The following is a 14,427-nucleotide window of genomic DNA, read 5'->3' as shown; positions in this document are numbered from 1 at the left end:
ATATGGCAACAACACCCAGGCTCGATAAGAACGGAGCAAGTCGATGTTGATCAGGAACGCTCGCATCGTGACGCGACACGAAGCATTCACCGGCGTGGTGCGCGTCGAGGACGGCGTGATCCGCGAGATCGCACGCGGCACGACCGCGGCGCGCGAAGCTGAAGACTGGGACGGCGATTATCTGCTGCCCGGTCTGATCGAGTTGCATACGGACAATCTCGAGAAACACCTCGCGCCGCGTCCTGGCGTGCAATGGAATACCGACGCCGCGTTCGTGATCCACGACGCGCAGGTGGCGGCCGCGGGCATCACCACCGTGTTCGACGCGCTCGCGATCGGCTCGCGCTCGAACGTCGGGCTGCGTGGCCGCGATGTGCAAACGCAATGCGCCGATTCCCTGCTGCGCTTTTCAGCGCGCAAACTGCTGCGCGCCGAGCACTTTCTGCATCTGCGCTGCGAGATCGCCACCGCCGACGTGGTCGAGGTGTTCGATTCGCTGTGCACGCATCCGCTGTTGCGGCTCGCGTCGGTGATGGATCACACGCCCGGTCAGCGTCAATGGCACGATCGCGAGCAATGGCGCCGCTTCCAGGAGCGCGACGGCAAGCTGAGCGACGAACATGTCGCGGCCGCGCTGGCCGAACTGTCGGTCGAACAGGAACGTTATGCCGATGCGCACCGCCGCGAGATCGTCGCGCGTTGCCAGCGGCTCGGCATTCCGGTGGCGAGCCACGACGACACGCTGATCGAGCACGTCGAACAGGCAAAGGCCGAAGGCATCGTGCTCGCCGAATTCCCGACCACCCGCATTGCCGCCGAAGCCGCACGCGCGCACGGCATCTCGACCATCATGGGCGCGCCGAATATCGTGCGCGGCGGCTCGCATTCGGGCAACGTGTCGGCGCTCGAACTCGCGAAGGCGAACCTTCTCGACATCCTTTCGTCAGATTACGTGCCGTCGAGCCTGCTGACCGCAGTGTTCGACCTCGTCGACAAAGCCGGCTGGACGCTGCCGCGCGCAATGGCGACGGTCTCCGCCGAACCGGCCCGCACCGCCGGTCTGCACGATCGCGGCGCGATCGAAACGGGTTTGCGCGCGGACTTCGTGCGCGTGACGATGCTCGACACGCTGCCGGTGCCGCGCGCGACTTATCGCAGCGGGACTCGGATCGTTTGATGGGGTGAATGGAAAGCACGCGGCGCAACGCTAGCCGCCCGCAAGCGCCACATACCGGATGCGCGCTTGCGTCGCGTCGAGCCTCACCTCGACAACGGCACGCGCTCCGGCTCGTCCGCTTCGAACCACGCGGGGTTACGTTCGGCGATCGGGCCGAGCGACATCAGAATCTCACGCAGATGGCTGCGCATCGCGTCTTCGGCGGCGCTCGGGTCGTGTGCGCGCAAGCCGGCCAGAATCCTGGCGTGCTGTTTGATCAGCAGATCGAGCGGCGACACATCGGGCAGGCTCAGATAGCGTACCCGGTCCATTTGCGCCTTGATGTCCTGAATCGTTTCCCACGCAGCCGTGCAGTCGATCGCCTGGGCAATCGCGTAATGAAACGCCTCGTCGAGCGCAAGAAACGCGGCAGTATCGTTCGACTTCGCCGCCAGCTTCTGTTCGCGCAGATTATCCGCGAGCGCCTGCAATTGCTCGTCGGTGATCGACACCGCCGCCTTGCGCACCACCGCGGTTTCGATCGCTTCGCGAATGAAGCGCCCTTCGCGTACCTGGCGCGGCGAAATCCGCTTCACGAACGTGCCGCGCTGCGGCAACACCTGCAATACGCCGGCTTCGACCAGTTTGATGAACGCCTCCCGCACGGGCTGCCGCGACACCTGAAACATGTCGGACACTTCCTTCTCCGAGAGCGGTGTGCCCGGCACCATCTGTCCGACGAAAATCGCCTCGCGCAAGGCGCGGAAAATCTGCTTGCCGATCGGCTCGTGCGAATCGAACGAAACGTTCGCGGTCAGATCGGGCAGTTGAGCAGGTGTCCCGGCTTGCGCGCTCGCGCGGCGCCGCGTGCGGCGCGCGACGAGCGCCGTATCGGCGGAGAGAGACGATTCGTTGGTGAGGAGGTTCTTGGTCGGCATCGGGCAGAGCAAACGGATAACGGCGAATCGATCGCGGAAAGAGCACGGGTGTCAGGCACCCGCGAGACACCCGCGAGGTACGCGCGCGACGGCAGGCAAGCCTCGCCAGGCGTGACACCATACCGCACCATACTACCATGCACGTTTCATCGCCAATGTGCTCTCCCGCGGCTCGCGAATCCACACCAGCGAGCACACCGCGCCGAGCACAGCGACCGCGCCGGCCAGCACGAAGGCGCTGCCGTAGGCACCATGCGTCGCCTCGACGATAAAGCCGGTCACCGCCGGCCCGATGACCCCGGCCAGATTCGCCAGCAGATGCACGAAGCCGCCCACGCCGCCGACGTGTTCGCGCGGCACGGTATCCTGAATCACCGCCCAATACACTGCGCCCGTCACGTACAGGAAGAAGATCGACACCGACATCAGCGCGACCGCGCCCTGTGTGCTGGCCACACGGCCGGCCAATGCGACACACACCGCCGCCGCGCCGAGACAGGTGCCGAGCACGATCTTGCGCGACAGCAGCGGTTTGCCGGTCAGCCGCAGGATCAGGTCGGAGATGAAGCCGCCGGCCGCGAGCCCGACGCTGCCGAGCAGCCATGGAATCACCGTCGCGAAACTCATGTCGCGCAGGCTCAGGTGATGCGCCTCGGTCAGATAGGTCGGAAACCACGACAGGAAGAAAAACAGCACGTAGTTGTATGAGAAGAACGCGAAGGCGGTCGCGAGAATGATCGGCTTGCGCAGGAAGTGGCCGAGGCCGAGCTTGCCGCCATCGGCCGAATGCGAGATTGCATGCTCGTCCGCCTGGCCCGCGCGGATCAGGTCCAGTTCGTGAGGCGTGACGCGCGCATTCTCGTGCGGATGTTCGGTCGTCGTGATCGACCACAACACGAGCCATGCAAGCCCGAACAGCATGATCGCGACGAAGGCCCAGCGCCAGCCGAACTGCACCGCCATGAAGCCGACCACCGGCCCGGCCAGCGCACCGCCGAGCGGCGTGCCCGAACTGATGACGCCGATCGCGCTCGCCACTTCCTTGCGCGGAAACCAGTTGTTGACCATCTTGCTGTTGGACGAACTGAACGGGCCCTCACCCATGCCGAACAACACGCGCAGCACGATCAGCGAGCCGATGCCGCTCGCCAGCGCGGTCGCGCCGCAGAACACCGACCACACGCCCATCGCGGTGCCGAACACGCGCTTCGCGCCAACCTTGTCCGACAGCACGCCGCCGACAAAGTTGAATAGCGCATAGCCGATAAAAAAGCTGCTGAACACCATGCCCATTTGCGCATGCGAGAAGTTCAGGTCTTTCTGGATCAGCGGCGCGGTGATCGACAGCGCCGCGCGATCCAGATAGTTGATCACGCCCGCCAGGAACAGCAGCGCGACGACAAACCAGCGTTGACTCTTGATCATCAGGTGTCTCCAATGTCGACGTGAGTTAGCGCTTTGGCGCTTACTCACGTCCCATGCAAAGCTGTCGACGTGAGTTAGCGCTTTAGCGCTTACTCACGTCCCATGCAAGGCGGTCGGCTGGAGTTGGCGCTTCAGCGCTTAGTCCAGCCCCATGCAAGGCGGTCGGCTGGAGTTGGCGCTTTAGCGCTTAATCCAGCTCCATCCTCGATGGATGCTCGATCCGCCTCTTCGCGGGCGTTCAGACCAGCTTGTCAGTTCGATTCGCCGCATAGGACCCAGCGCGTGCGACGCCCTGTCAAGCGGCGCGGCTCAGTCGAAATTCAGATGGACCTTCATCGACTGCGAGCGGTCCAGCGCCACTTCGAACGCGCGGTTCGCGTCGCTCATCGCGAACGCGTGCGTCATCAGCGGGCGCAAGTCGAGTTTGCCGGCGGCGATCTCCTCGGCGGCAACTGCGTATTCAGTGGTAAAGCGGAACGAGCCTTGATAGCGGAGTTCCTTCGCCATCACCAGGTTTGCGGCCACCGGCGATTGACCGGCCGGCAGGTTGCCCACCTGAATCACCGTGCCGCCCGCGCGCGCCGAACGCAGCGCCGTGTCGAGACCCGCGGGACTGCCGGAGGCTTCGATGACGACGTCGAAGGTGCCGCGCTGCGCGGACCACTGATCGATCGTGGCGGTGTCGGCGGCGTTCACGGTCTGGTCCGCGCCGAGTTGGTGCGCGACCCGCAATGCCACGTCGGACAGATCCAGCGCCACCACGCGATGCGCGCCCGCGCGACGCGCGACACTCAGCAGAATGCAGCCGATCGGACCGCAGCCGATCAGCAGCACGCTCGCGCCCACCAGCGAGCCGGCCTGCTTCACCGCGTGCAGCGCGACGGCGAGCGGCTCGGCCATCGACGCCTGCGCGAAATCGACGCCATCCGGCACCGGCACGCATTGCCGCGCCGCCACGACGATGTACTGGCGGAACATGCCCTGCGTATGCGGAAAGGTCGACGCGCTGCCCATGAAGCGCATGTTCAGGCAATGATTCGGCATCCCGCCAACGCAAAAGCGGCATGTCCCACACGCGAGGCCCGGATTGACCGCGACGCGTTGACCCCGTGCGAGATGCAGGCCGCCGCTCACGCCTTCGCCAAGTGAATCGATTTCGCCGGCCACCTCGTGACCGAGCACGAATGGCTCCCGCACCACGAAGTCGCCGCTCTTACCTTTGAAGTAGTACGAAAGATCGGAACCGCAGATGCCGCCGGCGCGCACCCGCACGCGCACCTGGCCCGGGCCGGGCTCGGGCGGATCGACTTCGTCGATACGGATCAGTTTGGGTTCGTGAAGCACTGCTGCCAGCATGATGGACTCCAATAGGGTAAAGTTCGCGCGCTCAATGCTGCGCGGCGGAAGAAGACGGGGATGAAGACGCGAACACTTGCGCGGCGCCATGTGTGTCGGCTGAACCGGCGCCGCCCCAATCGTGAAGGTCGCCGTTGCGGCGCAGCGGCGCGGTTTCCGGCAACGCGAACAGCGACAAGGCCGACACGATGCCGAGCACGGCCACGTAGGCGATCAGCGCGAGCGAACTGCCGTGCGTGACCTGAATCAGCTTGACGGCGAGCAGCCCGAGCACGCCGCTGCCGAGCAGCGAGCCGATCTGCCAGATCAGCGCGATACCGCTGCAACGCACGCGCGCCGGGAACAGCTCGGGGAACAACGCCGCTTGCGGCGCATAGCAAAGACTGTGGCCGATGCTGATCGCGAGGATCATCACGAGCTGCACTGCGCCGCGATTGCCACTGTCGATCGCGAAGAAGAACGGCACCACGAGCGCGATGTGCAGCAACGCGCCCGCCATAAACGTCGGACGGCGGCCGATGCGGTCGGACAACGCGCCCGCGAGCGGAATCGTCACGAGTTCGAGCGCCACCGCGACAATCACCGTTTGCAGCAACATGCTTTGCGCGATGCCGTGCGCTTTGCCATAGGCGAGCACGATCATCGTGTACATCGCGAACGTGCAGGCCTCGATCAGTTTCGCGCCGACGCCCTTGACGATGGTCGGGCCGAACTGCCGCACCACTTCCACGACCGGCCGCGACGCCACCGCCTTGGTGCGCTGAATGGTCGCGAAGATTGGCGACTCTTCGGTGCGCAGGCGGATATACAGGCCGAGCGCAACCAGCAGCGCGCTGGCAAGAAACGGAATGCGCCAGCCCCAGTCGAGCAGTTGCACGGGCGTCAGCGTGGCGGAGAGTAGCGCGAACAGGCCGGACGGAATCAGGAAGCCGGCAGGCGCCCCCAATTGCACGAGACTCGCGAAGAAGCCGCGCCGCGCGGGCGGTGCGTATTCCGCGGTGAGCAACACGGCGCCCGCCTGCTCGCCGCCCACACCGAAGCCTTGCAGCACGCGAATCAGGATCAGCGCGACTGGCGCCCAGATGCCGATCGACTGATAGTCCGGCAGCAAGCCGATCGCGAAGGTGCCAAGCCCCACGATCAGGATCGTGACGATCAACGCCTTCTTGCGGCCGACGCGGTCGCCGAAGTGGCCGAACACGATGCCGCCCAGAGGCCGTGCCAGGAAGCCGACCGCATAGGTGGCAAACGCGGCGAGCGTGCCGATCAGCGGGTCGGCGGCGGGGAAAAACTTCTGACCGAACACCAGCACGGCGGCCGTGCCGTAGACGAAGAAATCGTAGTACTCGGCGGCGGTGCCGATGGTCGACGCGAAGGCCACGCGGCGCAGCATGGCGCTGCTGGCCGGCGCGGCGCCTGTTGGGCGGGCTGGTTTCAAACGTGTCTCCATGATTTTTTCTTTAGTTAGTTAAGCGTATCGAATCGATCGGGCTCACCGGCTCACCAGTTCCACAGCGTGCCGTCTTCGAGACGCGCCACCGGCAGGTAGGCGGGGTCGTACGGATAACGCGCGGCCGCCGCTTCGTCGATGTCGACGCCGTGGCCCGGCGCTTCGCCGGGATGCATCATGCCTTTGTCGAAGCGCCATGCATGCGGGAATACATCGAGCGCTTCCTCAGGAAAGCCCATGTATTCCTGCACCCCGAAGTTCGGCACCCACAGGTCGAAATGCAGCGCCGCGCCCATGCAGACCGGCGACAGATCCGACGGCCCGTGACAGCCGGTACGCACCTGGTACAACGAAGCGAAATCCGCGATGCGCCGCAAATGGGTGATGCCGCCCGCGTGCGTGAGAGTCGCGCGGATGTAGTCGATCAACTGCTCCTCGATCAGCTGCTTGCAATCCCAGATGCTATTGAAGACCTCGCCAACCGCGATCGGCGTGACCGTATGCTCGCGAATCAGCCGGAAACCGGCCTGGTTTTCCGCGGGCGTCGGATCTTCCATCCAGAACAGACGATACGGCTCGACCGATTTGCCGAGGCGCGCGGCTTCGATCGGTGTCAAACGGTGATGCACGTCATGCAGCAGATGCGTGTCGAAGCCGAACTTGTCGCGCACCGCTTCGAACAGCTTCGGCACGAAGTCGAGATACTTTTCCGACGACCAGCTCTGCTCTTCCACCGCGCCCTTGGTGGCCGGCTCGTACATGCCGCTGCCTTTCGCCACGCCGTACACCGAGCGCATGTTCGGCACGCCACATTGAATGCGGATCGCCTGATAACCGGCCTCGATATGTTCGGCGTAACGGTCGAGCGCTTCGGGAATGTCGCGTCCGGTGGCATGCCCGTACACCATCACGCCTTCACGCGACGCGCCGCCGAGCAGCTTGTACAGCGGCATGCCCGTGACCTTGCCGAGGATGTCCCACAGCGCCATGTCCACCGCGGCGATCGCCGTCATCGTGACGGGACCGCGCCGCCAGTACGCCCCTTTGTAAAGGAACTGCCAGGTGTCTTCGATACGGCCGGGGTCGCGGCCGATCAGCAGCGGGCACACATGGTCCTTCAGATACGACGCGACCGCCAGTTCGCGGCCGTTCAGCGTTGCATCGCCGATGCCGTGCACGCCTTCGTCGGTGACGATTTTCAGCGTGACGAAATTGCGGCCCGGGCACGTGACGATCACGTCGGCGCGAACGATCTTCATGACTTCTTCCTTGCAAAGACGGTTGACGAGCCGCGCTCATGGCGTACAGACATGACGCGGATAGCTCGCGGTTTTCATGTTGCTTACGAACGATGGCGAGGACGCTGACCGAGTCGAAAAATCAGACTCACCGGGCTGTCCCAAGCCGTTTGAACGATGCTACCATACAAGTATAGCGAACCGTCAAATCAGGGTTTTCCCGCTGAACGGTGTCGTTCCGAAGCCGTCTTACGCCCAACCGAGCCACCTGGATTTCATTACATGAGTTCCGCCGCCCCACTGCTTTCCTTGCCGCGTCTGTCCCGCGACGCGCTGCCCGCACTGCCCGCGCATCTGCTGTCGCCACAATGGGACGAGCCGCGCATCGGTATCGTTCATCTCGGCATCGGCAACTTTCATCGCGCGCATCAGGCGCTGTATACGGAAGAAGCCATGCTCGCCGAAGGCGGCGATTGGGGTATTTGCGGCGTGACGCTGCAAGGCGACGTCGGCAAGCGCGACGCGTTGATGGAACAGCAGGGTCTCTACAGTCTGGTCGAACGCGGCCCGACGGGCGCGAAGGTCACTGTGATGCGCGCGCTGCGCGAAGTGCTCGCGATGCCCGTTGATCGGCGTGCGCTGTTCGCGCGCCTTGCGGAGCCGGCGGTGCGGATCGTCTCGCTGACCGTCACGGAAAAGGGTTATTGCCGCGATTCGAAAACCGGCGAGGTCGCGCTCGACGATCCCGCCATCGCGCACGATCTGGCCCACCCGCTCGCGCCGCGCACGGTGCCCGGCATACTCGTCGCGGCATTGCGCGCGCGGCGCGACGCCGCAAACGGCAAACCGTTCACGGTGCTGTCGTGCGATAACCTCGCGCATAACGGCGCCGCGCTGCGCCAGGTGGTTTGTTCGTTTGCCCGGCAACTCGATGCCGCGCTGGCCGACTGGATCGCCGCCGAAGTCGCGTTCCCGGCGACGATGGTCGACCGCATCGTACCCGCCACCACCGACGCCGAGCGCACGACCGCCGCCGAACAACTCGGCTATCGGGACGCTGCGCCCGTGCCTTGCGAGCCGTTCCGGCAATGGGTCATCGAAGATCGCTTTCCGCACGGACGTCCCGCGTGGGATGCGGTCGGCGCACAACTCGTCGACGACGTCACGCCGTTCGAGCTAGCCAAACTGCGCATGCTGAATGGCACGCATTCGACGCTGGCCTATCTGTCGATGCTCGGCGGCTTCGCCACCATCGACGCGGCGATCGCCTACCCCGCGATGCGCGCTTTCATCCACGCGATGATGACGGAAGAAATCGCGCCGACGCTAAGTATGCCGGCATCGTTCGATCTCGCCGGCTATCGCGACGCTTTGCTGGAGCGTTACGCGAACCCGGCGCTGAAGCACCGCTGCGCGCAGATCGCGATGGACGGCAGCCAGAAATTGCCGCCGCGCCTGCTCGCGACGATCGCGGCGCGCATCGAAGCGGGCCAGCCATATCGACGGCTCACGCTTGCGGTCGCGGCGTGGATGATGTTCCTGCGCGCTCAGGCGGACGACGGCACGCGTTACGAGATCAGTGATCCGCTCGCGGACAGATTGACGGCGCTCGCGGCGCCGGCGCATGGGGAGCCCCAGGCGTTGATGGACGCGCTACTCGCGGTACGGGAAGTGTTTCCGGCGGATCTCGCCGGTCATGGGGAGTTCAGGGCGACGCTTTATCGCGCGCTGCAATTGCTGAAGGAAAACGGTGCACGGGGGGCAATCGCCGCGTTGCAGTGAAGCGTTGCATCGAGTCCCGGCAACGGCGTGAACCGGCAGGCGCTTCGGGGCATCACGCTTGTCAGCCGCCTCAAGCGGTCGGCTCGGACTCGCGCCCTTCGGTCGCGCCTTCGCTAGCCCGCGCTCGCGCGAGCGCGGTCCGCTCGACTTCCTCGGCCTGTTCGCGCCGGCGTGCTTCGAGCACATCCTGATAGCGCAGATACGCGCACCGTCCGCCGGATTTGGCCGCGTACATCGCCGCGTCGGCGTTGAGCAGCAGTTCCTCGGCGGTGCCGCTGTCGTCCGGAAACTGGCTGATGCCGATGCTCGCGCCCACCGTCATGCTGTGCCCGTCCATCAGCAGCGTTTCGTTCAGCGCGCTCATCATGCGCGCGGCGATGCCGGGCGCGGCCTGGGCGACACGCGGCCCTTCGATCAGCACGATGAACTCGTCGCCACCGAGCCGCGCCACCACGTCCGCGGCACAGAGTACCTGCTTCAGGCGCCGCGCGACGGCAACGAGCACCTTGTCGCCGACCGAGTGGCCGAACTGGTCGTTGATCTGCTTGAAACGGTCGAGATCGACGAATAGCACAGCAAGCCCCGCGTCGTGCAGCTTCGCCTCTTCGATCGCGCTTTCGAGCTTCTGCATGAACAGCATGCGATTCGGCAATCCGGTCAGCACGTCGTGCGTGGCGAGATGCACGAGCTCGCGCTGCTTAGCGTGCAGCGCATCCATTTGCGCCTTGATCTCGCGGCGCAGACGATCGAAGCAGCGCGCCAGCACGCCGATCTCGTCGGTGCGTTTGAGCGGCAGCGTGTTCATCGCGTGTTCGGCGAACAGGTGCGTCGCCGCATGCGCGAGCAGTTGCAGAGGCTTGGTCACGGCGCGCGCGAACAGAATCGCCAGCAGCACCGCGAGGCCGCTGAAGATCAGCACCATGCGGATGATCTGATTGCCGAGCAGATGCGCGCCCGACAACACGTCGTCGAGCGGCTTGGCAAGGCCCAGCACCATGAAGCGGTTGCCCTCGGAACCGCCGAACGGCCTGCGCACGAACGCAAGCACCTGGCCTGCCGCCTGCCTCGGCCGTGCAAGGCCGTTCACCAGCACTTCGTTGTGTGCCTGCTCGAAGAGCGGCCGCGTCACCGGGAAGCTGTCCTGCATCAGCACGCGCCGCCCGCGATCGAAGCCGAACGTTTTCGACGCATCGGGATGAACCAGGAAGTCGCCCCACTCGTTGGCGAGATAGACCTGATAGTCGCTCGGCAAATCGCTCTGCAAGCGCCTGAGCATACCGGCCAGATCGATGTCGATCACGACCACGCCGACCACGTTGCCATTCGCGTCCGCGATCGGCGTGCCGAGCCGCAGCGTCGGCTTGCCCTCGGCGCCGTGCGTGCCGTACTCGTGATTCACCGAAATCGGCGACGTGTAGATGCGCCCAGGTGCAAACGTCAGCGTCTCGAACACGTACGCGAACTGGCCTTTTTCCTGCAGCTTGCTGCCTTCCACACGCACGAGGCCGTCCGCGTCGCGATCGAAGCGGATCAGTTCCAGACCGTAATGCTGCCGCGTGATCAGCCGGATTTGCAGGTACTCCTGGTGGTGCACCATGAAGCTTGAATACACCTGCGCGAGCCGCTCGCGTCCGGCATTCGCGCCGAGGCCGTCGTCGCTTTGCGCGACGCTCGCCGAGGATGGCATGGTCGCGAGCACCAGCGCGTCGGCGCCGACATCGTCGATCGACGCGGCAAAGCGCTGCCCCAGCAGTTCCGTCGACGTCAGCAGGCTGCGCTCGGCTTCGTTGACCAGCATCGTGCGATTCGCGTGATACGCGTAATAGCCGGTCGCACCGGACGCGAGCACGCCGATGCACGCAAGGAGCACCGATAGCTTGGAGGTCAAGCCGGGCCGTAACATCAGAACCGCTCCGACCGGTCGCCGGACACGATGCGGGTCCACAGTTCCTCGCGCCGTTGAATGTCTTCCACCGGGCCGATCCAGACAATGTGCCCGGTGCCGCTGTTTTCCACGGGCGCCGTCAGCGTGTTGGCCAGGCCCTGGCGTTGCGTGAGCAGCGCGCTCACGTCCGGTTCGAGCATGTAGTTGATCCACGCGAGCGCGAGCGGCCGGTCGCTCGCCGCGCGCGTCATCGACCAGCAATCGAGCCACGCGAGCACGCCCTCGTCGGGAATCACGTAGCCGACGTCCGCGCCCGCGCGGCGCAGCAATTCGACCTGTTGCGTGCCGTAATTGCCGAACATCAACGCAACATTGTGGCGGATGAAGAACGCGGTCGCTTCTTCGGGCAGCGTGTAATAGGTCAACAGATTGCGGCGCAGATCGACGAGCTTATGGGCGATCGTGCGCATTTGCGCGGCGTCGAGCTGAAACGGATGCGGATAGCCGAGCGCCAGCGCCGTGAACGAGAAGTTGTGCTGGGCGCTGTTGAAATCGAGCACCTTGCCGCGGTACTGCGGATTCCATAACTCGCGCATCGAATGCGGCGCGACCGGAACCTGCTTGCGGTCGTAGATGAGCCCCATCGACGAATACGTGAACGGGATCGCGTAGACCTTGCCCGCCGAGGTCAGTCCTTCAATCGAGCCCACTGCCTGAAAACGCGGCAACTGTTTTTTTGTGTTCGGCAGGCTCGCCAGATCGAGCGACGCCAGCAGATTCGCCTGCGTATAGCGGCGGATTTCGGCGGTATTGGCGGCGAGCACGTCGAAAGGCGGGGCGTTTTTTGCGTGCATCTGGGCCCACAGCGCCTCGTCGGAGTCGACCAGCGTGACTTCGACCTTCGCCTCGTAGCGCTGCTCGAACGCCTTCACGACGTCGGCGTCGGCATAACCGGGCCATGCGAGCACGCGCAGCACTTTCTCCGCGGCGTGAGCGGGTGCGGGCAGCAAGAAGCCCGCACCGCACACCACGCCGAACACAACCGCCAACGCGCCGCGCAAAACGCCACGATGCAGTAAATGCGCGCGTGCCAAGGCAGAAGCGGCTGCAATTCGCCGTTGAAAGAACTGTTTAAAACAGCGCATTTCGCCCGCCATTAACATCATATGCATATACAACACCGTTTAGCAGAAGGCCGTTGGACGAGCGTAAAACCGCGCGGCATTTCATCCGCGACCCGTGCTCGGTGACTTTCTCCAGACAGATACGCCTGCCGCGCCGCTATCGACGATAAACGCAGGGAGCACCGATGATAGCGCCAAAGCAATATTTTTTTGCCGCTGAACGGGTCCGGTTTCGAAAAAGAGCGTATCAGAGGCAAGGCGGACAATCCGCTTATTAACGTTTAACGACAATTCAGTCCGCAATCTTTAACACGGCACCCAACGATTTAAAGATTCGGGCGATGACGGCAATAATTCGTCATGCGTCGTGGTAAATAGCCTCGTCTGAATTCGCCAATACGGCGCATCGGATAACGCCGGCGGTGCCACATCTAAAGAAGCGCAGTACCGATGCCGATAACGATGACTTGTCCCAATCCGCCGCCGGCGGTTGCCGGCGATGTGCGGTCGCCGCGCGGGCGCCGGCCGGGTAGCCGATGAGCCGAACAGAAACAGACGATGCGCGTGAGAAAAACCGAGTGGATGGGCGTGGCCGTCGTGGCCGGATCGATAGCCTGCTTCGGCGGCTGGCTGCAAAGCGAAATGACCCGCGCGGCGCTGGCGCGCATGCAGCGCGACACGCCGGATGCGCACGGCGCCTGCGCGGGCATGAGCGCGCGGGAAACTGAAATGAGGGGCAAGGGTGAACTGTGGTGCGGCACGATCGGGGCGGGACCAGGGGACGCATGAGGAAAGACGTGGAGGGATTGGGTTTGCAGGCGGGATGACGGGAGCGGCGACGATTACGGTACGGCCCGCACCGGCAGCGCCAGCCGCACCTATAATTAGCCAACTTCATTACTACGTCATTACATAGCAACCCAACCGGGGGAAAACCCCAAATCACACCCACAGCAATCCCGCACGCGCACCCTATCCCCACCACATTCACGCTTTAGAAGCTATCCTCTCGCGCCATCCGGTGTTTTACTGACTACCCAATCTTTTTGAACTGATAAGCTTGGCGCGCGCTGCTGACCGCCCCGGCCGGCAGCTTCACCCCAAGCCCGCCGTAAGTCACGACGGGTGTCCCGCAGCGCTACAACCGCACGCGGGAGCATTCGAACTACACCGAGGAGTTAAATAGTGAAAAAACTGCTAGCGGCTTTGACGGTTGCTCTGCTTGCCACCGTCTCGATTGGCGCACACGCTAAAGATTGGTCCACGATCCGTTTTGGCGTTGATGCCAGCTACCCCCCGTTCGAGTCCAAGGGCTCGGATGGCAAGCTCGTTGGCTTCGATATCGACCTCGGCAATGAAATCTGCAAGCGCCTGGATGCCAAGTGCGTGTGGGTCGAAAACGACTTCGACGGCATGATTCCCGCGCTGAAGGCGAAGAAGTTCGACGGCGTGCTGTCGTCGATGTCGATGACGCCGCAACGCGCCGAACAGGTCGCGTTCTCGTCGAAGCTGTTCAACACGCCGACGCGTCTGGTCGCGAAGAAGGGTTCGGGCATCCTGCCGACGGCCGAGTCGCTCAAGGGCAAGTCGATCGGCGTCGAACAGGGCACGATCCAGGAAACCTACGCGAAGACGTACTGGGAACCGAAGGGCGCGAAGGTCGTGCCGTATCAGAACCAGGATCAGGTCTATGCCGACCTGCTCTCGGGCCGTCTGGATGCAGCGTTGCAAGACGCGGTGCAGGCTGAAATCGGCTTCCTGAAGACGCCGCGCGGCGCGGGCTTCGACTTCGTCGGCAAGGACCTCGTGGACGCGAAGATTCTCGGCAACGGCGCGGGCATCGGCATGCGTAAGGAAGACACCGATCTGAAGGTGAAGGTCGACAAGGCGATCGCCGACATCATCAAGGACGGTACGTACAAGAAGCTCGAGAAGAAGTATTTCGACTTCGACGTGTACGGCGGCTAAATCAGCAGCTGAGTCCGCCACGCGCGTCCGATGACGCGCTAGCCGGCTGGCAGAAAAGGGCTCCGCACAGCGGAGCCCTTTTCGTTTGCGCCGCCGCATAAAACC

11 protein-coding genes are annotated in these 14,427 nt (G+C 64.1%); 4 read left to right on the top strand and 7 right to left on the bottom strand.

From position 1 onward, the window contains the following. The first annotated feature begins 43 nt into the window (after positions 1 to 43). Complete coding sequence (locus tag ACZ9H4_RS18410) at positions 44 to 1,177, top strand: alpha-D-ribose 1-methylphosphonate 5-triphosphate diphosphatase (protein WP_476120141.1); 1,134 nt, start codon at positions 44 to 46, stop codon at positions 1,175 to 1,177. An 83-nt stretch (positions 1,178 to 1,260) separates the two neighbouring features. Here the strand turns inward: ACZ9H4_RS18410 and ACZ9H4_RS18405 are convergent, their stop codons facing one another. From ACZ9H4_RS18405 to manD, 5 genes are all read right to left on the bottom strand, one after another. Then, positions 1,261 to 2,094 carry a GntR family transcriptional regulator gene (locus ACZ9H4_RS18405; protein WP_476120139.1) on the bottom strand — a complete coding sequence of 278 codons (834 nt, stop codon included), beginning with the start codon at positions 2,092 to 2,094 and terminating at the stop codon, positions 1,261 to 1,263. A gap of 132 nt (positions 2,095 to 2,226) precedes the next feature. Continuing rightward, positions 2,227 to 3,519, bottom strand: coding sequence for an MFS transporter (locus ACZ9H4_RS18400; RefSeq protein ID WP_476120137.1), 1,293 nt, complete (start codon positions 3,517 to 3,519; stop codon positions 2,227 to 2,229). A gap of 309 nt (positions 3,520 to 3,828) precedes the next feature. Further along, positions 3,829 to 4,875 (bottom strand): L-idonate 5-dehydrogenase, encoded by a 1,047-nt coding sequence (locus tag ACZ9H4_RS18395; RefSeq protein ID WP_476120135.1) that lies wholly within the window; start codon positions 4,873 to 4,875, stop codon positions 3,829 to 3,831. Positions 4,876 to 4,906: 31 nt separating this feature from the next. Next, entirely contained in the window at positions 4,907 to 6,313 is a 1,407-nt protein-coding gene (locus ACZ9H4_RS18390) for an MFS transporter (RefSeq protein WP_408324097.1), read from the bottom strand. A gap of 62 nt (positions 6,314 to 6,375) precedes the next feature. Continuing rightward, complete coding sequence (gene manD, locus ACZ9H4_RS18385; RefSeq protein ID WP_476120133.1) at positions 6,376 to 7,584, bottom strand: D-mannonate dehydratase ManD; 1,209 nt, start codon at positions 7,582 to 7,584, stop codon at positions 6,376 to 6,378. Between the two features lie 261 nt (positions 7,585 to 7,845). Between manD and ACZ9H4_RS18380 the strand changes: the two genes are divergently transcribed. Next, positions 7,846 to 9,345, top strand: a complete 1,500-nt coding sequence (locus ACZ9H4_RS18380) for a mannitol dehydrogenase family protein (protein WP_476120131.1) — start codon at positions 7,846 to 7,848, stop codon at positions 9,343 to 9,345. A 70-nt stretch (positions 9,346 to 9,415) separates the two neighbouring features. Here ACZ9H4_RS18380 and ACZ9H4_RS18375 read toward each other — a convergent pair whose 3' ends face one another. After that, positions 9,416 to 11,248, bottom strand: coding sequence for a diguanylate cyclase domain-containing protein (locus ACZ9H4_RS18375; protein WP_476120129.1), 1,833 nt, complete (start codon positions 11,246 to 11,248; stop codon positions 9,416 to 9,418). Next, the gene (locus ACZ9H4_RS18370) at positions 11,248 to 12,402 is read right to left on the bottom strand and encodes an extracellular solute-binding protein (RefSeq protein WP_408324103.1); all 1,155 of its coding nucleotides are present in this window, start codon (positions 12,400 to 12,402) and stop codon (positions 11,248 to 11,250) included. Before ACZ9H4_RS18370 ends, ACZ9H4_RS18375 begins: the two co-directional genes overlap by 1 nt. Positions 12,403 to 12,912: 510 nt before the next feature. Here ACZ9H4_RS18370 and ACZ9H4_RS18365 point away from each other — a divergent pair. Both ACZ9H4_RS18365 and ACZ9H4_RS18360 read left to right on the top strand, forming a co-directional pair. Further along, the gene (locus ACZ9H4_RS18365; protein ID WP_408153175.1) at positions 12,913 to 13,143 is read left to right on the top strand and encodes a hypothetical protein; all 231 of its coding nucleotides are present in this window, start codon (positions 12,913 to 12,915) and stop codon (positions 13,141 to 13,143) included. A gap of 396 nt (positions 13,144 to 13,539) precedes the next feature. Further along, positions 13,540 to 14,322, top strand: a complete 783-nt coding sequence (locus ACZ9H4_RS18360; RefSeq protein ID WP_408142837.1) for an ABC transporter substrate-binding protein — start codon at positions 13,540 to 13,542, stop codon at positions 14,320 to 14,322. Positions 14,323 to 14,427 lie beyond the last annotated feature (105 nt).

This window comes from Paraburkholderia sp. TE9906 (assembly GCF_056279605.1).
This window is presented reverse-complemented; position numbering and strand designations above follow the sequence as displayed.

Coding starts and splice junctions, on each gene's coding strand:
- ACZ9H4_RS18395 (WP_476120135.1), bottom strand. CDS start 4,875: ATGCTGGCAGCAGTGCTTCACGAACCCAAACTGATCCGTATCGACGAA.
- ACZ9H4_RS18400 (WP_476120137.1), bottom strand. CDS start 3,519: ATGATCAAGAGTCAACGCTGGTTTGTCGTCGCGCTGCTGTTCCTGGCG.
- ACZ9H4_RS18405 (WP_476120139.1), bottom strand. CDS start 2,094: ATGCCGACCAAGAACCTCCTCACCAACGAATCGTCTCTCTCCGCCGAT.
- ACZ9H4_RS18380 (WP_476120131.1), top strand. CDS start 7,846: ATGAGTTCCGCCGCCCCACTGCTTTCCTTGCCGCGTCTGTCCCGCGAC.
- ACZ9H4_RS18370 (WP_408324103.1), bottom strand. CDS start 12,402: ATGCATATGATGTTAATGGCGGGCGAAATGCGCTGTTTTAAACAGTTC.
- manD (WP_476120133.1), bottom strand. CDS start 7,584: ATGAAGATCGTTCGCGCCGACGTGATCGTCACGTGCCCGGGCCGCAAT.
- ACZ9H4_RS18375 (WP_476120129.1), bottom strand. CDS start 11,248: ATGTTACGGCCCGGCTTGACCTCCAAGCTATCGGTGCTCCTTGCGTGC.
- ACZ9H4_RS18365 (WP_408153175.1), top strand. CDS start 12,913: ATGCGCGTGAGAAAAACCGAGTGGATGGGCGTGGCCGTCGTGGCCGGA.
- ACZ9H4_RS18410 (WP_476120141.1), top strand. CDS start 44: ATGTTGATCAGGAACGCTCGCATCGTGACGCGACACGAAGCATTCACC.